At 65.3% G+C, this 22,339-nt stretch carries 22 protein-coding genes and 1 pseudogene; 5 read left to right on the forward strand and 18 right to left on the reverse strand.

All coding sequences use genetic code 11. The annotated features are described in order from the left end of the window. Nucleotides 1-19 precede the first annotated feature (19 nt). Nucleotides 20-412, forward strand: a complete 393-nt coding sequence (locus tag N5C25_RS08050; protein ID WP_279936767.1) for a hypothetical protein — start codon at nucleotides 20-22, stop codon at nucleotides 410-412. Nucleotides 413-487: 75 nt separating this feature from the next. Here the strand turns inward: N5C25_RS08050 and ligD are convergent. From ligD to N5C25_RS08065, 3 genes and pseudogenes are all read right to left on the reverse strand, one after another. Beyond that, a pseudogene (ligD, locus tag N5C25_RS08055) lies at nucleotides 488-1,435 on the reverse strand (non-homologous end-joining DNA ligase); the annotation flags it as partial. Between the two features lie 109 nt (nucleotides 1,436-1,544). After that, entirely contained in the window at nucleotides 1,545-2,465 is a 921-nt protein-coding gene (locus N5C25_RS08060; RefSeq protein WP_058983173.1) for a Ku protein, read from the reverse strand. Between the two features lie 163 nt (nucleotides 2,466-2,628). Further along, nucleotides 2,629-3,027 carry a hypothetical protein gene (locus N5C25_RS08065; RefSeq protein WP_021204615.1) on the reverse strand — a complete coding sequence of 133 codons (399 nt, stop codon included), beginning with the start codon at nucleotides 3,025-3,027 and terminating at the stop codon, nucleotides 2,629-2,631. A gap of 147 nt (nucleotides 3,028-3,174) precedes the next feature. On the opposite strand from N5C25_RS08065, the gene N5C25_RS08070 reads away from it, so the two are divergent. Then, nucleotides 3,175-3,513, forward strand: a complete 339-nt coding sequence (locus N5C25_RS08070; RefSeq protein ID WP_005411772.1) for a hypothetical protein — start codon at nucleotides 3,175-3,177, stop codon at nucleotides 3,511-3,513. Nucleotides 3,514-3,668: 155 nt separating this feature from the next. Here the strand turns inward: N5C25_RS08070 and N5C25_RS08075 are convergent, their stop codons facing one another. Next, nucleotides 3,669-5,759 (reverse strand): TonB-dependent receptor, encoded by a 2,091-nt coding sequence (locus tag N5C25_RS08075; RefSeq protein WP_279936748.1) that lies wholly within the window; start codon nucleotides 5,757-5,759, stop codon nucleotides 3,669-3,671. 172 nt (nucleotides 5,760-5,931) lie between these two features. On the opposite strand from N5C25_RS08075, the gene N5C25_RS08080 reads away from it, so the two are divergent. The 3 genes from N5C25_RS08080 to N5C25_RS08090 all read left to right on the forward strand — a co-directional run bounded on the left by N5C25_RS08080 (nucleotide 5,932) and on the right by N5C25_RS08090 (nucleotide 9,231). Then, a complete protein-coding gene (locus tag N5C25_RS08080) occupies nucleotides 5,932-7,134 on the forward strand; it encodes an amino acid aminotransferase (RefSeq protein WP_058983167.1) in 1,203 nt (400 codons plus the stop codon). 261 nt (nucleotides 7,135-7,395) lie between these two features. Continuing rightward, the gene (locus tag N5C25_RS08085) at nucleotides 7,396-8,412 is read left to right on the forward strand and encodes a class 1 fructose-bisphosphatase (protein ID WP_134732006.1); all 1,017 of its coding nucleotides are present in this window, start codon (nucleotides 7,396-7,398) and stop codon (nucleotides 8,410-8,412) included. 108 nt (nucleotides 8,413-8,520) lie between these two features. After that, the gene (locus tag N5C25_RS08090; protein WP_279936749.1) at nucleotides 8,521-9,231 is read left to right on the forward strand and encodes a 2OG-Fe(II) oxygenase; all 711 of its coding nucleotides are present in this window, start codon (nucleotides 8,521-8,523) and stop codon (nucleotides 9,229-9,231) included. 62 nt (nucleotides 9,232-9,293) lie between these two features. Here the strand turns inward: N5C25_RS08090 and N5C25_RS08095 are convergent, their stop codons facing one another. From N5C25_RS08095 to gyrB, 14 genes are all read right to left on the reverse strand, one after another. Continuing rightward, entirely contained in the window at nucleotides 9,294-9,764 is a 471-nt protein-coding gene (locus N5C25_RS08095) for a hypothetical protein (protein ID WP_260833000.1), read from the reverse strand. Continuing rightward, nucleotides 9,761-10,051, reverse strand: coding sequence for a hypothetical protein (locus tag N5C25_RS08100; protein WP_058983161.1), 291 nt, complete (start codon nucleotides 10,049-10,051; stop codon nucleotides 9,761-9,763). Before N5C25_RS08100 ends, N5C25_RS08095 begins: the two co-directional genes overlap by 4 nt. A 141-nt stretch (nucleotides 10,052-10,192) precedes the next feature. After that, nucleotides 10,193-11,284, reverse strand: coding sequence for a PA0069 family radical SAM protein (locus tag N5C25_RS08105; RefSeq protein ID WP_058983158.1), 1,092 nt, complete (start codon nucleotides 11,282-11,284; stop codon nucleotides 10,193-10,195). A 143-nt stretch (nucleotides 11,285-11,427) separates the two neighbouring features. Then, nucleotides 11,428-12,171 carry a pyridoxine 5'-phosphate synthase gene (locus tag N5C25_RS08110; protein WP_058983156.1) on the reverse strand — a complete coding sequence of 248 codons (744 nt, stop codon included), beginning with the start codon at nucleotides 12,169-12,171 and terminating at the stop codon, nucleotides 11,428-11,430. A 9-nt stretch (nucleotides 12,172-12,180) separates the two neighbouring features. Continuing rightward, complete coding sequence (locus N5C25_RS08115) at nucleotides 12,181-12,450, reverse strand: hypothetical protein (protein ID WP_019658804.1); 270 nt, start codon at nucleotides 12,448-12,450, stop codon at nucleotides 12,181-12,183. A gap of 40 nt (nucleotides 12,451-12,490) precedes the next feature. Further along, the gene (gene cls / locus N5C25_RS08120; protein ID WP_279936750.1) at nucleotides 12,491-13,951 is read right to left on the reverse strand and encodes a cardiolipin synthase; all 1,461 of its coding nucleotides are present in this window, start codon (nucleotides 13,949-13,951) and stop codon (nucleotides 12,491-12,493) included. A gap of 136 nt (nucleotides 13,952-14,087) precedes the next feature. After that, the gene (locus N5C25_RS08125; protein WP_005411740.1) at nucleotides 14,088-14,501 is read right to left on the reverse strand and encodes a biopolymer transporter ExbD; all 414 of its coding nucleotides are present in this window, start codon (nucleotides 14,499-14,501) and stop codon (nucleotides 14,088-14,090) included. A gap of 3 nt (nucleotides 14,502-14,504) precedes the next feature. Beyond that, nucleotides 14,505-14,930 carry a biopolymer transporter ExbD gene (locus tag N5C25_RS08130; protein WP_005411739.1) on the reverse strand — a complete coding sequence of 142 codons (426 nt, stop codon included), beginning with the start codon at nucleotides 14,928-14,930 and terminating at the stop codon, nucleotides 14,505-14,507. A gap of 62 nt (nucleotides 14,931-14,992) precedes the next feature. Beyond that, nucleotides 14,993-15,754 carry a TonB-system energizer ExbB gene (exbB, locus tag N5C25_RS08135; protein ID WP_004132614.1) on the reverse strand — a complete coding sequence of 254 codons (762 nt, stop codon included), beginning with the start codon at nucleotides 15,752-15,754 and terminating at the stop codon, nucleotides 14,993-14,995. A gap of 93 nt (nucleotides 15,755-15,847) precedes the next feature. After that, nucleotides 15,848-16,405, reverse strand: coding sequence for an energy transducer TonB (locus N5C25_RS08140; RefSeq protein WP_026346893.1), 558 nt, complete (start codon nucleotides 16,403-16,405; stop codon nucleotides 15,848-15,850). Between the two features lie 254 nt (nucleotides 16,406-16,659). Continuing rightward, on the reverse strand, nucleotides 16,660-17,847 hold the full coding sequence (locus tag N5C25_RS08145; protein ID WP_021204595.1) for a tetratricopeptide repeat protein: 1,188 nt from the start codon (nucleotides 17,845-17,847) through the stop codon (nucleotides 16,660-16,662). 132 nt (nucleotides 17,848-17,979) lie between these two features. Then, on the reverse strand, nucleotides 17,980-18,786 hold the full coding sequence (locus N5C25_RS08150; protein ID WP_279936752.1) for a M48 family metallopeptidase: 807 nt from the start codon (nucleotides 18,784-18,786) through the stop codon (nucleotides 17,980-17,982). Nucleotides 18,787-18,857: 71 nt separating this feature from the next. Next, complete coding sequence (locus tag N5C25_RS08155) at nucleotides 18,858-19,703, reverse strand: CPBP family intramembrane metalloprotease (protein WP_279936753.1); 846 nt, start codon at nucleotides 19,701-19,703, stop codon at nucleotides 18,858-18,860. Between the two features lie 67 nt (nucleotides 19,704-19,770). Further along, entirely contained in the window at nucleotides 19,771-22,230 is a 2,460-nt protein-coding gene (gyrB, locus tag N5C25_RS08160; RefSeq protein ID WP_019658799.1) for a DNA topoisomerase (ATP-hydrolyzing) subunit B, read from the reverse strand. Between the last annotated feature and the right edge of the window lie 109 nt (nucleotides 22,231-22,339).

Below are 22,339 nucleotides of genomic sequence, written 5' to 3' on the forward strand. Positions count from 1 at the left end.
GCAGCCGTACAATGCGCGCATGCCCGGCGCGCTCAAGATCCTGTTCCTGTCCATCGTCGCCCTGATCGGCGGCGTGCTGTCGCTTGCGCTGGTGAGCAGCGTCGCCAGCTGGCTGCCGCCGCTGCTGGGCATGCCGCCGGACAACAACAGCGCGCAGCTGGGCTGGGACCTGGCCTTCAGCGTGCTCGGTGGCATCGCGGGTATCGCCTTTGCCACCTACTACGCGCCCTGCTGGCCGCGTTCGCACGGCTTCTCGATATGGTCGCTGGTCGCGCTGGGCTGTGGCTACGCCATGTGGACGGCGGGTGCGGATTTCCCGCTCTGGTTCGTCATTGCGCTGCTGGCGTCGCTGCCGCTGCAATTGCTGGCCGGCTGGTGGTTTGGCCGTCGTCCCTCGCGCGATGCAAGGTGATGCCGCCCCTGTAGAGCCGAGCCTGTGCTCGGCTTTCATGCACATTTACACAGGCAGCCGAGCATAGGCTCGGCTCTACAGGTCCATCCGCGGCAGCGTCTGCTTCAACGCATCGATGCCCTGCCACGGATCCGCTTTCAGCCGCTTCGCGCGCGCCAGCGCCTTGGCCATCGAAAACGCATCCGCCGCACCGACGCGTGCCAGTTCCTCCCAGCGCAGCGGTACCGCCACACCGGCACTTTCACGCGCACGCAGCGACCACGAGCACACGCTGGTGGCGCCCCGCGTATTGCGCAGCCAGTCGATGAAGATGACGCCGCCACGCTTGGCCTTGCTCATGGTCGCCACGTAGTGGTCCGGCGCGCGCTCCGCCATCGCCCGGGCAAATGCCTCGCAGAACACCCTGGCCTGTTCCCAGTCGGCCCTGGGCTTCAGCGGCACCACAACGTGCACGCCCTTGCCACCGGACAACCGCACGAAGCTCTTCAGGCCGGCCTCCTGCAGGCGGTCACGGACGTCACGCGCAGCGGCCTTCACCTGTGCCCAGCTGACGCCTTCTCCAGGGTCGAGATCGAACACCAGCCGATCCGGATGCTCGGGGTCGGCGACGGTTGCACCCCAGGGATGCAACTCCAGGGTGTTCATCTGCACCAGCTGCAGCAGGCCCCGTGCGTCGTCGATGTAAACGTAATCCTCGCGCCCGCTCTTCTGCTGCAGCGGCACCGCATGTACCGCATCGCCCAGGCCGGCACCATGGTGCTTCTGGAAGAAGCAGGCCTTGCCGACGCCGTCCGGGCAGCGCAGTAGTGACAGCGGACGCGCGCTGATTTCCGGCAGGATCCAGCGCGCCATGCGCTGGTAGTAGTCGGCCACGGCGCCCTTGGTCAGCTTCTGCTTTGGAAAAACCACCCGCTCCGGATGAGTAATCTGGACCTCGCCTCCAGCTTCGGTATCTGCGATGTTCATTCCAAGGTCCTCCTTCGGCGTGTCGCTGCGCAGCCGCTTGAAACCAGCCTGGCGCAGGTAGGCCGCCGCGTCGGATCACCCTGCGCGGGCGTGTCGTCAGGCGCCGGCGTCTGCCCTGCGCCGCCGCCAGGTCGGCGCTCTCGCCGGTACTGCTCCAACGACATGCTCAACCTGCCTTGCGGCGTGCAGCGGTCTTCTTTGCAGCTTTCTTCGCAGTCTTCTTGGCTGCCTTCTTTACCGTGGATTTGGTGGCTCCTTTCCGCGTTGCCGTCTTTTTCGCTGGCGTGCGCTTGTTGGCATCCAGGCTCTTCTGCAGCAGCGCCATGAAATCGACCACATTGGTGCTGGCGTCCTCGCGCGGTGCAGGCTCATCGTCGACCCGCGTGGTCCCCCCCTTGGACTTGATGCGCTTGTTCAACACCTGCTGCAGGCGCTCGCGGAATTCATCGTGATACTGCGACGGATCCCAGTCGCCGGCCATCGACTCGATCAGCTGTTCGGCCATCGCCGTTTCCTTGCTGGTGATGCGGTAGTCGGACAGCTTGCCGGTGGGCAGCTTGTACTCCTCCGGATCCACCAGTTCCTGTGGATAGCGCAGGATCATCAGCACCAGTGCGTCCTCATGCGGCATCACCGCGCACAGGTACTCGCGTGTGCGCACGACCACCCGCGCGATACCGACCTTGCCGGTGCTGCGCAGGGTCTCGCGCAGCAGCACATAGCCTTTCTCGGCCTTCTTGCCGGGCACCAGCAGATACGGTTTCTCGTAGTAGCGCGGATCGATCTGCGATGCATCCACGAACGATTCCACTTCTACGGCCTCGTGGCTTTCTGGTGCCGCCGAACGGATATCGCCTTCCTCCAGCACGACATAGCTGCCCTTGTCGTACTCGTAGGCCTTGACGATGTCCTTCCAGGGAACTTCCTCGCCCGTATCGGCGTTGACCCGCTCAAAGCGGATCGGCTTGCGATCGCGGGAGTCGAGCATGCGGAACTGCAGATCGACCTTGCGCTCTCCGGACATCAGTGACACCGGCACATTGAGCAGGCCGAACGAGAGCGTGCCAGTCCAGATCGGGCGGGCCATGGGCGTACCTTTGGCGGAGCAGGGCATCCAGCTTCGGATGGGCGGTGTAAACCACCCGTGTCGATACCGTGCACGCGGGTTCTACGGAAAACGGTAGTGCCGGGCACTGGCCGGCGGAACTCGCGGCCTGAAGTTTCCCGGGGTTGCCGGCCAGCGGCCGGCATTACTGCAGCAACGGCCTCACCGCCGCCGCCGGGATATGGTCCAGCGCGCGCCAGGCGTCCTCCACGACCGGGCGTGCCTGCGACCAGCCCAGCCGCGACTGCCCGCGCATCTGTTCCCAATGCTCGGCCAGTTCCTCGCAGGTATCGGCAGCATCACCGCGTGGCCAATCCGCGGCATGGGTCGTCAGCGCGAAGGCATATACCGGGCACAGATCGCGCCAGTTGCGGTGGCTTTGGCCACGCCTCTCCTCGTAGTCGCTGATCATGTACTGCAGGTAGTCCTGCGCCACCGCCTGCGGATCTTCCTGGCGGCGCGTGCGGCGCTGGGCAGTGCGCTGGCCGAGTGGATCGAGCAGGGCGTTGAACACGGACGGTGCGGGTCGTTCAAGACGGGGCATGGCCGGCTCCTGCAGCGGGGGCGGGTGGGCAGGAATACGCGCGGTGCCGTTACCGGGGGGTGAGCGAGATGTTCATGACGCCAGGTTCGCGACGGCTTTACTTGCGGGGCGGTGTAGTGGAATCCCCCCAAGGGCAGGTACCAGACCATGAGCCGAGAGACCTCGCGAGACCCGCTGCGGGAGAACCACCCGCCCATTCCCGGCGAGCAGCGCGGCAAGCGCGATGCCGACAACGCCGACTACCGCGGCACCGGCGCGCCGTTCTTCGATGCCGAGCACGACCACCTGCCGGTGAAGCACGAGGCTGAACAGGCGGCCCAGGACCGCAAGGATGGCGGTGACCGCCACCGTGGTGGCCAGGAGAGCCCGCTCAAGCGCCGCGAGCGCAAGCAGCGCGCCAGCGACAACCAGGACGAGGCGCTGGAGGAGACGTTCCCGGCCAGCGACCCGACCTCGCCGTTCGTGCCGGCCAAGGCCCCCGACTGACCGGTAGTGCCGGCCGCAGGCCGCCAGCCTCCTGACGCCCTGCGCGGCGCGATGCCGGCCAGGGCCCCCGATTTACGGGTAGTGCCGGCCGCTGGCCGGCAACCTCCTGACGTCGTGCACGGCGCAATGCCGGCCAGCGGCCGGCACTACCCCTTTCAGCGCCACGACCATTGCAGGCCGACGTTGGCTCGCCGTCCCGGTCCCGGCTCGTAGAAGCGACCATTGCCGTCATTGACGATCACCGAGCCGATGTAGGCTTGGTCCAGCACGTTCTCCAGCCGGGCGAAGGCGCGCAGCTCACCGCCCGGCAGCGTCCATCGACGGCCGGCTTCCAGGTGCAGCAGGGCGTAGCCCGGCGCGCGCTCGGTGGCCACGTCATTGACCACAGTATCGCTGCTGGCCGAGGCCTCCAGCGCCCACTGCCACTCAGCGGGGCTCCACTGCAGGCGTGCGAAGGCCTGTTGGCGGGGCACGCCGGGCAGGCGGCTGCCTGCGGCCACCAAGGTGTTCGAGGTCAGGTAGAGCGAGCGCACCTGCGCCTGCAGCCAGGTCCATGCCAGCTGCAGTTCCAGCTGTTCGCCCAGCGGCTGCCGGTACTGCAGTTCCATGCCCTGGCGGCGGGTGCGGCCGATGTTGCGATAGGTGCTGCGCCCGCCGATATTGCTGGCAACTGCCAGCTCATCGTTGGTATCTGCGCGGAATACGCTGACATCGAGCTGGGCTCCGCCTTGCGCGTGCCACTTGCTTCCAATCTCCAGATTGCGGCTGCGGGCGGCCGCCAGATCCAGCGCCAATCCCGCCTGGCCGTCGGCGCGATAGCCCAGTTCGTTGAAGGTAGGCGTTTCGAAGCCACGTCCCACCGCCGCGTGCAGCCGCCACTGCGGGCTCGCTTCGAAGCTGATCCCGGCCGCCGGCGTGGTCGCCTGGTAGCGCCGGTGACCACTGTCATCCGGGTTGCGGGCGGTGATGTAGCGATCGTCCGAGTTGAAACGCACGGTGCTGTGGCGCAGGCCGGCCAGCAACGACCAGCGCGGGCTCCATTGCCACCAGGCCTGGGCGAACTGGTCCACGTTCTGCACGACGTCGATCTGGTCACGACGCAGCCGTCCACGCACGCCCAGGGCGCTGCCGAGGAAGTTCTCATGGCCGGTGCGATGCTGGCGCTGGCGGTCGGCGCTGAGCCCGGCCACCAGGTCCAGCGGCCGGCCGGCAAGGTCACCCTGCCAGCCCCAGCGCGCGTCCAACCCGCCGTAGCCGCCCTCCAGATCGATCACCCCACCGGCATGCAGGGGGTTGGCCTGGGCGGTCGGTGGGATCGGCAGGTACTGGCGTACCGCGCGCTGGCCGGCATAGCCCATCAGCTGCCAGCGCTGCGGCCCGGTTTCACGTGTCCAGCGCAGGCCGGCCTGCTGCTGGCGCACCGATTTGCGGGTGTTGGACTGGTGCGCGACTGCCGTGGCCTGGCGCGGATCAGCCGCCACCTGGGCACGGGTCAGGCCCAGCGGGTCCTGCGCATCCGGTGCATCAAGCGCATTGAGCAACAGCTCCAGCCGCCCGCCGCCCAGCTCGCCCCCGATGCGCGCGTTGAGCGATTCACGGCGTGCTTGGCTGTGATCGCGCCAGCCATCGGTGCGGAAGTGATTGGCGGCGATGTTGTAGTCCAGTACTTGGCCGGCCCCCTTCAGCTGTGCACCGACGCTCAGCGTGTTGTCGGCACCGGCGCTGAGCCGCAACCGCCACGGGTCGCCGGCCTGGCCCTGTTCACTCCAGACCTGCAGCACGCCACCGGAGGAATTGCCGTAGAGCGCGGAAAACGGCCCACGCAGCACCTCGATGCGTTCGGCACCAAGCAGGCTGGCATGTGACAGCTGGCCTTGGCCATCGGGCATGGTTGCAGGGACCCCGTCGATCAACACCCGTACCCCGCGCACCCCGAAGGTCGAACGCGCGCCGAAGCCACGGATCGACAGCTGGGTGTCCTGGGCGAAGTTCTGCCGGTCGCGCGCCAGCAGACCGGGTACCCCAGCCAGCGCTTCGGACAGCTGCGCGCCGGTGCCCGCGCGGCTGGCGTCGATCCAGACCGTGTCCTGGCTGGCCGGCAGCGCGAACGGATCGATGCCCGGCACCCGGGCGGCCTGTACCTGCACCGCAGGCAGGGCGGTGGGCGCAGGCGCGGCCATCACCGCCCAGGGCGACAGCAGCAGGGCGGAAAGCGGCAGGCTACGGCGGCGTGCGGCAGTTTTCATGATTCAGGTTGATGGGTCGGGCGGCAACGCACGCCATGGTACGGGGCCGTGGATGACGATGGCGGCGGCCAGCCCCCGGCAGGCTTTGTTACGATGGGCTGTTTCCGGCCGAAACGCCGCAGACCGCGTAGCGCACTTCCTCCCCCTTTCCGTATACCGAACGAGTACCGCCGTGTCCTTCTTTGCAAACGTGGAACTGGTCCCAGGCGACCCGATCCTGGGCCTGACCGAGGCGTACAACGCCGACAGCCGCCCGACCAAGGTCAACCTGGGTGTGGGCATCTACTACGACGAGAGCGGCCGCATTCCGCTGCTGCGCGCCGTCAAGCAGATCGAGCAGCAGCTCGCCGCTGAAGCCAAACCGCGCGGCTACCTGCCGATCGATGGCCTGCCGGCGTACACGCAGGCCACGCGTGAGCTGGTGTTCGGCAAGGATTCGCCGCTGCTGGCCGCTGGCCGCGTGACCACCGCGCAGACCGTTGGTGGCAGCGGTGCGCTGCGCGTCGGCGCCGACGTGCTGAAGAAGCTGCTGCCGCACGCCACCGTTGCGCTGAGCAACCCGAGCTGGGAAAACCACCGCGCCGTGTTCAGCGCGGCCGGCTTCGAGGTGCTGGATTACACCTACTTCGATCCGACCACCCACGGCGTCAACTTCGACGGCCTGCTGGCGGACCTGAGCAAGCTGGAAGCCGGCACCGTGGTGCTGCTGCACGCCTGCTGCCACAACCCCACCGGTGCCGACCTCACGGTCACCCAGTGGAAGCAGGTCGCACAGCTGCTGAAGGACAAGCAGCTGTTCCCCTTCATCGACATGGCCTACCAGGGCTTCGACAAGGGCATCGAGCAGGACGGCGCAGCAGTGCGCATCATCGCCGAAGCCGGCATCGACAGCTTCATCGTCGCCAACTCGTACTCCAAGTCGTTCTCGCTGTATGGCGAGCGCGTGGGTGCGCTGTCGATGGTGGCGCCGACCGCCGCTGACGCCAAGGCCGTGCAGTCGCAGGTCAAGCGCGTGATCCGCACCATCTACTCCAGCCCATCCACCCACGGTGCTGCGCTGGTGGCCGGCGTGCTGACCAACCCGGAACTGCGCGCGATGTGGGAGCAGGAGCTGACCGAGATGCGCGAGCGCATCCATGCCCTGCGCCAGGGCCTGGTCGAGAAGCTGGCCGCTGCAGGTGCCCCGCAGTTCGGCTTCATCAACGAGCAGGCCGGCATGTTCTCCTACTCCGGCCTGAGCCGTGAGCAGGTCGAGCGCCTGCGCGACGAGTTCGGCATCTACGCCGTCGGCACCGGCCGCATCTGCGTGGCCGCGTTGAACCAGAACAACCTGGAATACGTCGCCAAGGCCGTGGCCACCGTCGCCAAGGGCTGAAGCAAACACTGCACTGGTTTGAGAACAAAGGCGCCGAAAGGGCGCCTTTGTTTTTTGCGCCCTGGTCTCTGTAGAGCCGAGCCTACGCTCGGCTTGTGCGGCATGAAGGACGAAGAGCAGCCGAGCGCGGGCTCGGCTCTACAGAAGGAAGGCGCCACGAGCGCAACGCATCTGGAAACGATTACGCCTTCCCGCGCTCACGCACGCCCCCGCCAGACGGGCGACAATAGGCGTTTTCCCGCTGCCGAGACCTGCCCGCCCATGTCCCGTACTTCGTTGACCCGCTTCCTGATCCAGGAACAGCACGCCGGCCGCATCAATGCCGACCTGCGCCAGCTGATCGCCGTGGTGGCCCGCGCCTGCACCAGCATCTCCATCGCCGTCAGCAAGGGCGCCCTCGGTGGCGTGCTCGGCGATGCCGGTACCGGCAACGTGCAGGGCGAGGCGCAGAAGAAGCTGGACGTCATCAGCAACGAGATCCTGCTTGAAGCCAACGCCTGGGGTGGCCACCTCGCCGCCTGCGCCTCGGAGGAAATGGACCACAGCCAGCCGGTGCCGGACATCTATCCGCGCGGTGATTTCCTGCTGCTGTTCGACCCCCTCGATGGCAGCTCCAACATCGACGTCAACGTCTCCGTCGGCACCATCTTCTCGGTGCTGCGTTGCCCAACCAATGTCGAACTGCCGGGCGATGACGCCTTCCTGCAGCCGGGCAGCAAGCAGATCGCCGCTGGCTACTGCATCTACGGGCCCAGCACCCAGCTGGTGCTGACCGTCGGCCATGGCACCCACGCCTTCACTCTGGACCGCGAGAAGGGCGAGTTCGTGCTGACCACCGAGAACATGCAGATTCCGGCGGCCACCCAGGAATTCGCCATCAACATGTCCAACCAGCGTCACTGGGAAGCGCCGATGCAGGCCTACGTCAGCGACCTGCTGGCGGGCAAGGAAGGCGCGCGCGGCAAGAACTTCAACATGCGCTGGATCGCCAGCATGGTGGCCGACGTGCATCGCATCCTGACCCGCGGCGGCATCTTCATCTACCCGTGGGACAAGAAGGATCCGTCCAAGGCCGGCAAGCTGCGGCTGATGTACGAAGCCAACCCGATGGGCCTGTTGGTCGAACAGGCCGGCGGCGCCGCCTGGACCGGCCGCGAACGCATCCTCGACATCCAGCCCGACCAGCTGCACCAGCGCGTGCCGGTGTTCCTGGGTTCGCGCGAGGAAGTGGCCGAAGCCGTGCGCTACCACCACGCGCACGACGACGCACAGGGCTGACGGCCTATCGCCTGACAGACGTCATGGCAGTTCGATGACATGACCGCAGGGTGACACCGGGGGCGGCAAACGGCACCATCAAGCCGTTGCCGCCGAAGGAATGCATGCATGCACGAGCAGGGCCCGGTCGATTTCATCGAAGTCATCCACAACGCGGTCCCCAGCGAGGTCTGCGCTGCGATCGTCGAGCGGATGCGCGCCGCACAGGGGCTGCGGCCAGGTGCGGTAGGCAGTGGTGTGTTCCCGGAACTCAAGCACAGCAAGGATCTGCGCATCAGCGGCCTGGACGGCTGGCGGGATGTGGACCATCAGCTGCAGCACGCGGTGTTCAACGGCCTGCTGACTTATCTACGCCGTTATCCACAGGCGTTGATCGCGCCGCTGATGTTGCAGATCCAGGACAGCAACGGCCAACCGCGACGCCTGTCTGCCGAGGACTTTCCCGACATGCCGCCGCAGCAGCTGGCCGATCTGGCCCGCACCTGCCTGCGCCCGGGCGCCATCAACCTGCAGTGGTATGCGGCGGGCGAGGGCGGTTATCCGTACTGGCACTGCGAGCTGTACCCGAAGGACCCGCAGGCCGAGACCCTGCACCGGCACGTGTTGTGGACGCTGTACCTCAACGACGAGTTCGAAGAGGGCGAAACCGAGTTCCTGTTCCAGGAGCGGAAGATTGCACCGCGCACCGGCAGCCTGCTGATTGCGCCGACGGCGTTCACCCATACCCATCGGGGCAACAGGCCGCAGGGTGGGGACAAGTTCATCGCCACCAGCTGGATCCTGTTCCAGAGTGCGCAGAAGTTGTTTGGGGGCGGGTGAGGGCATCGCGCCCCTTCCGACTGAAGCCGGTATCCAGGCAAGTTCGTTATGCCGTCGGTGGATTACCGGGCCTCAGGAGAGCAGTAGTAGTCGCCGCTCCTGTCCGAGTCCCAGTAGGTTCCTCCATAGAGCTTCACCGTACTGCCCCTTGTCGTCAGCTCTACCGAGCGCGCCAGGCGATCCTCGCAGAAGACCATCAATCTGTAATCGCGCTGCCGTTTGTCTTTCTGCAGTCGCCACCGCTTCTCTGCGGCTTGTTTGATGAAGAAAGCGGCGATCTGCTCTGGATCAGATTCGAGTTCGGCGTCGAAGACGGCCCCCAGGAACGTGACCTTCGGTAAGAACGTAACGTTCGTGGGATGGACCCCTGAAGGGAGTTCAAAGGTATCGGTGGCAGCGCGCAGTTCTGCTTCTGTTGGCTTTCCGGTCCAATCGCCACGTCCGATGGATCCAAACATTGAAAGATAAGTACCGCTTGTCAGGGCCGCAATGACAGTGCACAGGAGCAGATGGCGCAACGGTACCTTTTTCAAGGCCCATTCTCCGACTGTCGTTGTTCGTCGCAACTTGAATCCCCCAAGGCTTCAGTCGTCTTTGCCCCGTGCACCGGATCATGGATGCTCGACGGAGCGAGGGGCTTGCGAGGACGACGGCGATACAGGATCCCTCCCGCTGCCCCACCAAATATGGCAGTGCCGAGGCCGATCAGCTCTTCGCTGCCTAGCGGATCCGCTGACAGCAATTTGGCCACCGTCAGTAGAAGAAAGTTCCATGGGGGCATCCACAGGAACGCGATGCCCAGCCAGTAGATGAACTTCATTTCATGCGCTCAAGGATCCGGAAGCGTCGACTCGACCCGGTAGGCGGAGCTGTTCTGCATCCATGATGCTGAACTCCCCTCTCCCCAGTCCCCGCCTTTGCTGCGGATTGTTACCGTTGCGTGGCGCTGCGGTCCAGCGTTCTAGAACAGACTGCCCTGCGGTGACTCTTTCTTCGGCGGCAACGGCTTCTGGAACCGGCTGCAATCCAGCTTCGGCCAATGGCTGTTCTGCGCATTGAAGCCCAGCCGCTTGCGTGCCAGCTTGAAGCGGTTGCTCAACAATTCCGCATACACACCCTGGCCACGCATGCGGGTACCGAACTGGCTGTCGTAGTCCTTGCCGCCGCGCAGCTGCTGGATGGTGCTCATCACGTGCGCGGCGCGATCGGGATGGTGCGTGTCCAGCCAGTCGCGGAACAGCGGCGCCACTTCCAGTGGCAGGCGCAGCAGCACGTAGCCTGCGGTGCTCGCACCTGCGTCGCGTGCGGCTTCCAGCACGGCTTCCAGCTCGCTGTCGTTGATCCACGGAATCACCGGCGCCACCATCACCCCGACCGGAATACCGGCTTCATGCAGCCGCTTCATCGCACGCAGCCGTGCGTGCGGTGCCGATGCGCGCGGTTCCAGCTTCGCGGAAAGATGCGGGTCCAGCGAAGTCACCGAGAAATGCACGCTGACCAGGTTCTCCGCGGCCAACGGTGCAAGCAGATCGATATCGCGCTCGACCAGCGCGTTCTTGGTGATCAGCGAGAACGGATGCTTGGTTTCCAGCATCACTTCGATCAGCTGGCGAGTCAGTTTGAACTTGCGCTCGATCGGCTGGTACGCATCGGTGTTGATGCCCAGCGCGATCGGCTGCGGCACGTAACCCGGCTTCGACAGTTCCTTGCGCAGCAATTGTGGTGCATTGGTCTTGGCGAACAGCTTGGTTTCGAAGTCCAGGCCCGGCGACAGGTTCAGATAGGCATGAGAGGGTCGCGCGAAGCAGTAGGAACACCCATGCTCGCAACCGCGGTACGGGTTCACCGATTGGCTGAAACCGACATCCGGCGAGGTGTTGCGGGTGATGATGCTGCGTGCGGTTTCGGCGCGCACTTCGGTGCGCAGGCGCGGCGTGAGGAATTCCTCGCTCTCGTCCACCGCCCAGCCGTCGTCCACCGCCTCGCTGACGGTGCTTTCAAAGCGCCCGGCAAGGTGGGACGTGGAACCTCGGCCCTTGATCGCGATACCCATTGTGGCAGGGTACGCCGGGGCTGTCTCAATGGCTGCGACGCCGTCTGAAGGGTTCAGCGGGATGCTGAGCCGGGCGTGGGCTCGGCTCTACAAGGCACCCGTATCACCGTAGAGCCGAGCCCATGCTCGGCTGCACCCCTCGGTCACAGCAGCGCCAGGTACCCCCGCACCGTGGCGTCCAACCCGTCATACAGCGCCTCGCCGATCAGCGCGTGGCCGATGGACACCTCCAGCACGCCCGGCACATGGGCCAGGAAATCGCGCAGGTTGTCCTGCGACAGGTCGTGGCCGGCGTTGACGCCCAAGCCCACCGCCTGCGCCCGCCGCGCCGCAGTGGCGAACAGTTCCAGCATCGCCGCAGCGTCGCCAGCCGCGTGCGCTTCGGCGTAGGGGCCGGTATACAGCTCGACACGATCTGCACCGACTTCGGCCGCCTGCTCCAGCAGTGGGTTGCCAGCATCGACGAACAGGCTGACCCGGCAGCCCATCGCCTTCAGTTCGGCGATCAGTGGTCGCAGCCGCTCGGCATCCCGCTCGAAGTCGAAGCCATGGTCGGAGGTGATCTGTCCATCGCCATCCGGCACCAGCGTCGCCTGCGCCGGGCAGGTCTGCGCGCACAGCGGCAGCAGGCCTGGGTAGCCCTCGCGCGGCGGCGCGAACGGGTTGCCTTCGATGTTGAATTCCACGCCACGCGCACGGGTCAACGTGGACAGCGCCAGCACGTCCTCGGCGGTGATGTGGCGGCGGTCCGGTCGCGGATGCACGGTGATGCCATGCGCGCCCGCATCCAGGCAGGCCTGGGCGGCACGCACCACGTCCGGTTCGGCACCACCGCGCGAATTGCGCAGGACGGCGATCTTGTTGACGTTGACGCTGAGCTGGGTCATGGAACGGGACTACTTGGAAAGAGGGGATGGATCGTGGTCGATGGGGTCTTCATCACGGCGGGCCTGGGCCTGCTCACGCAGGCGGCGCAGTTCTTCGGCATCGACCAGCGTGGACGGATCGCGCTGCAGATCACCGAAGCGGGCCACGTAGCGGCCACGTACCCAGGCCAGCAGGAAGGCGAGGGCGGCCAGCAGGCACAGGCTCATCAGCCCGGCGCTGGGAGTCTTCAGCGCGAAGGCGAAACAGCCCAGCGCCAGCAGCAGGTACAACCAGTACATAGTCGGGCTCCCCGGGTGATCGGCGCAGTGTAGCGCTGCGTCAGAGCAGCGGCGAGGCCAGCCGGGCGAAGGCTTCCGGCAGGCGGTGCAGCCACAGCGAGCGGCCGGCCTGGTCGTGCACCCGCGTGGAACGGTCGAATTCGCCCTGCAGCAGTTCGGCCAGGGCAGCCACCCGGTCACGGTCGCTGATCATCATCGACAGCTCGAAGTTGAGCCGGAAGCTGCGGTGATCGAAGTTGGCGCTGCCGACGATGCAGACATCATCATCGGCGATGAAGGCCTTGGTATGCAGCATGCGTGGGCCGTACTCGTAGATCTTCACCCCTGCGTGCAACAGTTCATCGAAGTAGGAGCGGGCGGCCTGGGTCACGAACCAGGAATCGCTCATCTTCGGTACCAGCAAGCGCACATCCAAGCCGCCGAGTGCAGCCGAGGTCAGCGCCATCCGCGCCGCTTCACCCGGCACGAAATACGGTGTGACCAGCCACACGCGCTCGTGCGCTTCCTGGATCGCCGCCACATGCAGGCGATGGATCGTTTCCCAGCCCGAGTCCGGGCCGGAGACCAGCACCTGGGCGTTGATCGCACCGTCACCGCGCAGCGGCATGTCGGCTGGCCACAGGCGGGCGATGTCCATGCGCGAGGGATCCTGCCCGCTGGCGTAGAGCCAGTCCTCGGCAAATACCAGCTGCAGGCTGCGCACTACATGGCCGCGGATGCGCATGTGCAGGTCGCGGTAGGCATCCGCCCTGCGGCTTTCATCCTCGTCGTCGGTGATGTTGATGCCACCCGTGAACGCCAGCCGGCCGTCGACGATCACCAGCTTGCGATGGGTACGCAGGTTCAACCAGGGGCGCTTGAACGGCTTCAGCAGCTGCCGTGGGTGGAACCAGATCGCTTCACCACCGGCGTCGAGCAGCGGCTGCAGGAAGCGGCGGGGCAGGGCGGAAGAGCCCACGGCGTCGAGCAGCAGGCGAACCTGCACGCCGGCCTGTGCGCGTTCCACCAGCGCGTCACGCAGGGCGGTGCCGGCATGGTCCGGGTTGAAGATGTAGTACTCCAGATGCACGTGGTCGCGTGCCTGTGCGACGGCCTCAAGCAGCGCCGCGTAGGTCGCCGCGCCGTCCACCAGCCATGTCACTTCGGTGGCGCTGCTCGGCGCAAGCCCGGTCGTGGCCTGGGCGATCTTGGCCAACTCGGTGCAGTCGGCGTCGGGTGGGCAGACGTCGCTGTAGTGCTCCATGCCCGACCGCGCGCGGCCACGGCGCAGACGCTGCCGCTTCACCTTCTGCGGGCCCAGCAGGTAGTAGATGAAGAGGCCCAGGTACGGCAGCAGCGCCAGCGACAGGATCCAGCTCAGCGTCGCGACCGGCTCGCGCTTCTGCAGCATGATCCAGCCGGTCAGCGCGAGCAGGTACAGCAGATAGGCCGCCGCCAGGATGGTACCGAGGTGGGCAATGCCGTCGAGCCAGTGGCGCAGGGAGTCGAAGAGGGCGAGCATCCGCCGATCATAGCGGCGCATGCCACCCGATGGGATCCAACCCCGGCCCGTGTGCCAGGACCAGGACAAAAAAAAACGCCCCTGTCTCCAGGGGCGTCTGCAGTCGCGTCATGACTGTTGTGTTGCGGTGTAGCGATTACTGCTGCACAAAACCGATCTTCTTCATCTGAGCGTTCTTCGCAGCGGCCAGAACCTTGGCCATCACGTCGTACTCGGAATCCGGGCTGGCGTCGATGCGCAGTTCCGGCTGGTTGGTCGGGTCACGCTGGACCTCCTGCTCCATCCGCTGCTGCAGCTCACTGGTATTGATCGGGCTGTTGTTCCACGAGACCTGGTTGCTGGCGTCGATCTTCAGTTCGATCGGCGGCGGCGGTTCGACCAGCTGCGGCGGTGGGTTGAGCACGCGCTGCGGCAGGTCCACGGCGATCGGGTACGTCATGATCGGCGCGGTCACGATGAAGATGATCAGCAGAACCAGCATCACGTCCACGAGGGGCGTGACGTTGATGTCTGCCATGGGGCCCTTGCCACCACCACTACTGAATGCCATGGCTTATTGCCCCTTTTCTTTGGTCGCGACGAAGCCGACGTCAAGCATGCCCTGCTCCTGCGCGACCTTGGTCAGGTCGTTGATGACACGCATCTTGGTGGTGCGGTCACCACGCAGGTTCAGCGGCGGCTGCGGGGTCTGCTGGGCGGCGGTCGCCAAGCGCGACTCGAGAGTCTGCTTGTTGATTTCTTCGTCGTTCCAGTAGATCGAGCCGTCTTCCTTGACTGCCAGGGTGATCGGTCCGGAACGCTTTTCAGCGTCTTCCGGCTTCTGGATCAGGTTGGCTTCCGGCAGATCCACCTTGACCTTGTGGGACATCAGGGGCGCCGTGATGATGAAGATGATCAGCAGCACCAGCATCACGTCCACGAGGGGCGTAACGTTGATGTCGGCCATGGGGCCGCCGCTGTTACCACTACTGAAAGCCATAACGGGCTCCGTCTAGATCTTGGTGACTACTTACGTTCGTCGCTGGGTGACGCGCGCCGCAATCAGCGGACGCGCGAGCCGGTGGCGAAGAAGTCGTGCAGGTCGTGCGCGAAGGTATCGAACTTGCTGATGGTCGCGCTGTTGATCTTGCTGAAGAAGTTGAAGGCGAACACGGCCGGGATCGCGACGAACAGACCGATCGCGGTCATGATCAGCGCTTCACCCACCGGGCCGGCAACGGCGTCGATCGAAGCGGAGCCGGTGGCACCGATCTTGATCAGCGCGCCGTAGATGCCCCACACGGTACCCAGCAGACCGACGAACGGAGCGGTTGCACCGACGGTGGCCAGCAGGGTCATGCCCGACTGCAGCTTGTTGCTTTCGCGGGTCACGGCCTGACGCAGGGCGCGGTCGACGAACTCCGAACGGCTCAGGTTCTCACCCACGCCGCCGGTGGCGCCGCCTTCAGCGCGCTGGTGGTGGGCAGCCGCCTGGGCAGCGTCCAGGGCGATCTTCGAGAACGGCTCGGAAGCCGGCTGTTCTTCCATCGCACGGATGGCGTCCTGCGCGTTCGGGGTGTCCCAGAACAGGCTGACGACGCGATCGGCGGCGCTCTTCAGGCGGGTAGCACGGAAGATGTTGATGACGGTCCAGTACCAGGACATGGCCGACATGACGACCAGGGTCAGCAGCACGACCCAGGAAACCGCGAAATCACCCGGCTTGGTGGTCATTTCGTGGATCAGGTGCTCGAAGCCCATCTGCGACAGGGCGTTGGACGGATTGCCCCCGGCAGCAGCGGCGATGAAAATTTCCTGCAGCATGACGCTTACCTTTGTTGTGTGTGGTGATAAAGGGTGTAGCTAAGCTAAACAATCGAACCGGGAGCGGGGGTGGCCGGCGGCCACCCGGGCGCATCAGTTCAGCGCAAAGTTGACCGGAACGCGAACGCGACCTGCCGTCTTCTTACCGCCTGCTTCAGCGGCGTTGAAGCGCCACTTGCGAGCCGCTTCCATCGCAGCACGGTCCAGGTCGCGGTTACGGCTGGACTTTTCCACCGTGACATTGGTGACGTTGCCGCTGGCATCGACATCAATGATCAGGATCACTTCGCCCTGGATACCCGCGCGGAAGGCTGCCGGCGGGTAGCGCGGCGGATTCATGGCCTTCGACGAGATGTCCACGCTGGCCTCGATCGAGGTCGGCGGTGCCGGCGGTGCCGGCGGCGACGGCGGGGTGACGATGTCGTTCGGGCGCGGCTCCGGCACGTCCACGACCGGCGCCTGCGGCGGCGGCGGGACCGGCGACGGCTTCGGCGGCGACAGATTCTTCACCGGCGGCGGTGGAGTATCCGTCGGCGGCGGCGGCGGCGGCGGCGGGGGCGGCGGCGGCGGTGCGTCGACGATGGTCACCATGACGTTGCGCTCCTTCTCCGCAACGGCCTTGGGAGCCACGGCGGGAATGAGGAGCATCATGAAGGCGGCCAGATGCAGGGCAATTACAAACGCGATGCCGACGATGCGAGGCCAGCTCAGCCCCTTGTCATCGGGTTGTTCGTACCGGTGAACGACTAGTTGTTCCGTCATGCGCCAAGAGCTCAATAGTGGGGCCGGGATGCCGGGGGCGGAATCCCTGATCAGCGGTGCATGACACCGCAGGAACCTCCAAGCTTATACCAATCCTGAGCGCCTGCGCATCAACTGTGCAGGCATTCAGGCGTTATTCCTACTTACTTCAGGTTGATGATTTTCTTGGCATCAGCCTGGTTCTTCACACCCTTCGCCAGCGCCTGCTGGGCGGCCTGCTTGGCCTCCGGGATACGACCTTCGGCATGCAGGACGCGTGCCAGGTTCAGGTAGGTCTCACCGTCCTTGGACAGCGGGGCAGCCTTCTGCCACGCATCGATCGCCTGCGGCACCTGGTCGGAGTAGTAGTAGGACTGGGCCAGCGCCAGGTAGACCTGGTAATCCGGCTTCAGGATGCCCTTCTGCAACCCTTCGTTGATGACCGCGATGACGTCCTTTTCCTTGTGTTCGGTGTTGGCATAGATCGAGTACAGCTGCTTGTACTCGCGCTCTTCGGTGAGCTGGCCGCTGCTGCGCAGCTTGTCCATCACCGCGGCGGCCTTTTCCATCTGGTCGGCCTGCATGTACATGCTGGCCAGATTCAGCTGGGCCTTCTTGTCGTTCGGGTTCTTGGCGGCCAGAGCCTCGGCTTCCTTCACCGCTTCGCCGGACTGGCCGGCTTCGGCGAGGGCCGCCATCAGCAGCTGGTTCCAGTTGTCCTTCGGTTCGGTGGCACCGGCGATGGCCTGCTTCAGCACCGGGATCGCTTCCTGGTAGCGCTCCAGCTGGTACAGCGCCTGGCCCTTGGCGATCAGCTCTTCCGGCTTGGTCGACTTGCTCTCGGCGAAGTACTTGTCCAGGGTCGCCAGGCCTTCGGCGGTCTGATCTTCCTGCAGCTGCAACTGGCCCAGCATCAGCATGGACTGGAAGTGGCCGTTGTTGTCCAGGCCGTTGAACTGCAGGACCTGCTTCAGGTAGGCAATGGCAGCCGGGGTATCGTCGGTCTGGTAGGCAGCCTGCGACGCCAGCTGCGCGGCCAGCGACTTGTCATACTCGTTCGCGGCGCTGTCAGCCAGGATCGCGTCGGCCTGCGTGCGCGTCTCCGGGAACTTTTCCTTGTTGTAGCTGTCAATCATTTTCTGAAGCTTGCTGCCCAGCTTGGCCGATGCCTTGACGGTCGGCTCCTGGCGGGTCGCGTTGGGGTACAGCGCTTCGGCCTTGGCCTGCTTGCCGCCGCGGTTGCCACGCTCGGAGGAACGCGAGGATTGCGCGAAGGCATCAGTGACCACGGCGCCGGTCAGGGCGGTCGCGACGAGGACGGAAAGCACAGCTTTGTGGTTACGGAAAATCATCGTTCACCTCGATCGAACCGCCGGATAGCGGCAAAGTCGGACTGTCAGAAAAATCTGAGCCGCCAAACGTATCAGAAACAGATGGCGTGAGAAATCGTTTTATGTGCTGCAATACAGCATAGAACTGCGCACTCATCCGCACTTTGGCCGCAGCCCGGCGGCCTGCGCCTGCTGGTAGACCGGCGTCAGCCCCGGCGCATCGCGCTGCAGTTCCTGGATGCGGTTGGCCGGATCAGGGTGGGTGGACAGCCACTGCGGGCTGCGGCCACCACTGGCAGCCATCATGTTCTGCCACAAATCGACCGCCTGCGCCGGGTTGAAGCCGGCCTGGGCCATCAGTCGCTGGCCGATTACGTCGGCCTCACTCTCCTGGGTGCGCGAGCCGGGCAGCAGGAAGGCCGCCTGCGCGCCCATTCCGCCAAGCTGGTTGACCGTGCTGGCGGCACCTTCACCGTACGCCGCACCGGCCAACGCACCGAGCACGGCCAGTCCGGTCTGTGCGCCCATCTGGCGGGTGATGCGCTCTTCGTGGTGACGGGCAATGACATGCCCGATTTCATGGCCGATTACGGCAGCCAGCTGATCCTGGTTCTTGGCGACGGTGAAGATGCCGGTGTTCACGCCAACCTTGCCACCGGGCAGGGCAAAGGCGTTGGGCTCCTTGTCGACGAACACGGCCGTCTCCCACCGTACGCCACGGTATTGAGGCGGCAGCTGCGCGACCAGAGCGTTGACCACGCACTGCACATAACCGTTCTGGCGGCCGTCGGTGCTGATCTTTTCCTTCTGCTTGGTTTCGGCGAACGCCTGTGCGCCGAGCTGGTCCAGCTGTGCCTGCGACACACCGCCCACCATCTGCCGGCGGCCGGTAGGGGAGGTCGTGGTCGCGCAGGCGCTGACCAGGGTGGTTATGACAAGGGCCAGCAGCAGTTGTTTCATGGGTCCACCCCCGTGTTCATATGCGCAGTGTGTAGCGTAGCGGCTTAATCTTTCGTCAAGCGGACACGGCGTTACGTTGCCCCGAAAAACACAAGCGCGGCAAGCGCCACGCCGTTGTTCAGGGCGTGCGCGGCGATCGCGGCCCAGAGCGTGCCGGTGCGCTTGTACAACCAGCAGAACGCGGCGCCCATGCCGCCATAGACCAGCCACAGCTGTGCGATTTCGGCCGGGCCGTTTGCACTGGTGCCAGGGATTTCATGGATCAGGGCGAAAGCAAGGCTGCTCAGTACAATACCCAGCCACGGGCGCCCCGCCTTCCACAGGCGTCCAAACAGCACGCGGCGGAACAGCAGTTCCTCGTAGGCCGGTGCCAGTACCACCGCGAACAGCATCAGGAACAACGGGAAGCGCGCGATCGCGCTCTGCATCAGTGCCAGGTTGGTGGGGACCGGTTCGATGCCGAACTGCTTGGCCAGGAAGGCGATACCGTTGCTGCCCAGCACGATCAGGGTCGCCACCAGCAGGGTCCAGCCCCAGGTGGAGGGGCGGCGCAGTGCCTGGCGCGACGCATGACGTTCGGCGGCGTTGGCCGGCCGTCGCCAGAAGTACAGCAGCAGCGCGGCGCCGCCGGTGGCAAACAGCGCCATGAGAATCTGCGCAAGTGCGCCGGGCTGGCCCAATGACGCCGCCACCGAACTGGCGTCGGGTGCGCCAGCGCCGGCCTGCGCGGTCGCGTAACCGACCACCACGCCACGGTACAGGCCCCACAGCACGCCGCTGATCAGGCTCAGGCCGAACAACGTGACAGCGGCGATGCCCAGGTCGATGAAGAACCCCGCCAACGGCGAAACCGCACGCGGCGCGACAGAAGACGGCGGAACCGGGGGCGGAGCGGAAACCGGGGCGGATGCGGACATCAGGTACCTGCGTTCAAGAGTCGAAAGCCGGCGCGCCTCCCCGCGCGCCGGCCGTGTCCGGATTGTGTCAGATATCCAGGTTTGCGACCTTCAGCGCATTGTCTTCGATGAAGTCGCGACGCGGTTCGACGACATCGCCCATCAGCGTGCTGAAGATCTGGTCGGCAGCGACAGCGTCTTCGATGCGCACCTGCAGCAGTCGGCGGGTCTCCGGATTCACCGTGGTGTCCCACAGCTGCTCCGGATTCATTTCACCCAGGCCCTTGAATCGCTGGATCTGGCGGCCGCGCTTGGCCTCCTCGAGCAGCCAGTTCTGTGCCTTGGCAAAGCTGTCCACTTCGATCGACTTGGCGCCGCGGGAAATGGTGGCGCCTTCGCGGATCAGGCCGTGCAGCAGCTTCGAGGCCTGATGGATCGCGCGCAGTTCGCCGCTTTCAAACGCCGACATCGGCAGCACCTGGACGTGCTGTTCGCCCATGTGGCGACGGGTCACCAGCACAGCGGCCGGGCGCTCGTCGTTGGCTTCCTGCAGTTCCAGCGTAAAACGCGGGCTGCCCAGGCTGCCCTGGTTGAGCCGCTTGGCAAGTGCATCCAGCCCTTCGCCTTCACCCGCACTGCGCAGGCTCTCCAGGTCCATCGGCACGAAATCGACCAGCGCTTCAAGCAGGTTGCGGTCGTAACGATGTGCGTTGCGCTCGATCGAATCCAGCGCGGCCGCGTAGGCCAGAAGCAGCTTCTCCAGCGCAAGGCCTTCGATGCCCGGTTCGCCGGTGGCCGGCACCAGCGTGGCGTTTTCCACCGCGCTGCTGGCCAGGTAACTGTCCAGCGCCGGGTCGTCCTTCAGGTACAGCTCCTGCTTGCCCTGCTTGATCTTGTACAGCGGCGGCAGGCCGATGTAGACGTAACCGCGCTCGATCAGTTCCGGCATCTGACGGTAGAAGAACGTCAGCAGCAGGGTGCGGATGTGAGCGCCGTCGACGTCGGCGTCGGTCATGATGATGATCTTGTGGTAACGCAGCTTGTCCGGGTTGTACTCGTCGCGGCCGATGCCGGTGCCCAGCGCGGTGATCAGCGTACCGACCTGGTCGGAGGACAGCATGCGGTCGAAACGCGCGCGTTCCACGTTGAGGATCTTGCCGCGCAGCGGCAGCACTGCCTGGTTCTTGCGGTTGCGGCCCTGCTTGGCCGAACCACCTGCCGAGTCACCCTCGACGATGAACAGTTCGGACAGCGCCGGATCCTTTTCCTGGCAGTCGGCCAGCTTGCCCGGCAGGCCGGCGATATCCAGCGCGCCCTTGCGGCGGGTCAGGTCGCGGGCCTTGCGCGCGGCTTCACGCGCGCGCGCGGCGTCGACGATCTTGCCGGCGATCGCCTTGGCTTCGTTGGGGTTTTCCTGCAGGAACTCTTCCAGGCGCGCACCAAAGGCGTTTTCCACCGCCGGACGCACATCGGAACTGACCAGTTTTTCCTTGGTCTGGCTGGAGAAGCTCGGATCCGGCACCTTCACCGACAGCACCGCGATCATGCCTTCGCGCATGTCGTCGCCGGTCAGGTTGATCTTGGCCTGCTTGGCGATGCCGTTCTGCTCGATGTAATTGTTGAGCACGCGGGTCAACGCACCGCGGAAACCGGCCAGGTGGGTACCACCGTCCTTCTGCGGAATGTTGTTGGTGAAGCAGTACATCGTCTCCTGGTAGGAGTCGGTCCACTGCAGCGCTACCTCCACGACGATGCCGTTGTGCTCGCCGGTGACCGAGATGACGTTCGGATGCAGCGGGGTCTTCAGCTGGGCCAGATGCTCCACGAAGCTGCGGATGCCGCCTTCGTAGTGGAAGTCATCGCGACGGCCGTCACCGCGCTCGTCGGCAAGGACGATCTTGACGCCGGAGTTCAGGAACGACAGCTCGCGCAGGCGACGGGCCAGGATGTCGTAGTGGAATTCCACGTTGTCGTGGAAGGCGACGGTCGACGGCCAGAAGCGCACCGTGGTGCCGCGCTTGGTGGTGGTTTCCAGCTTGGCCAGCGCGGTCACGGCGGCGCCGTTGCTGAACTCCTGCTGGTAGTGGAAGCCGTTCTGGAACACATCCACCACCAGCTTCTGCGACAGCGCGTTGACCACGCTGACGCCGACGCCGTGCAGGCCGCCGGAAACCTTGTAGCTGTTGTCGTCGAACTTGCCGCCTGCGTGCAGGACCGTCATCACCACTTCGGCAGCGGACACTTCGCGACCAAGCTTGGCGCTCATCTGCTCGTGCTTGCCGGTCGGAATGCCGCGGCCGTTGTCGGACACGGAGACCGAGCCATCGGCGTGGATGGTCACTGCAACGTGGTCGGCGTGGCCGGCCAGCGCTTCGTCGATCGAGTTGTCGACGACCTCGAACACCATGTGGTGCAGACCGGTGCCGTCATGCACGTCACCGATGTACATGCCGGGACGCTTGCGGACAGCCTCCAGGCCTTCCAGGGCGGTAATGCTGTTGGCGTCGTAATTGCCGTTGTTTGCCGGGGTGTTCTGTTCGTCGCTCATCGCGCTTGCCGTAGGCTCCGCAGGTCGGCCACCGCTTGGAGCGATGTGCCGAGAATGAAAGGATTCCAACCCGAATTATACCAGCCGGGGTCGAGCGGCCCTGGTGTGC

This window comes from Stenotrophomonas sp. GD03958, assembly GCF_029839005.1.
In the GTDB taxonomy this organism is placed as follows: domain Bacteria; phylum Pseudomonadota; class Gammaproteobacteria; order Xanthomonadales; family Xanthomonadaceae; genus Stenotrophomonas; species Stenotrophomonas hibiscicola.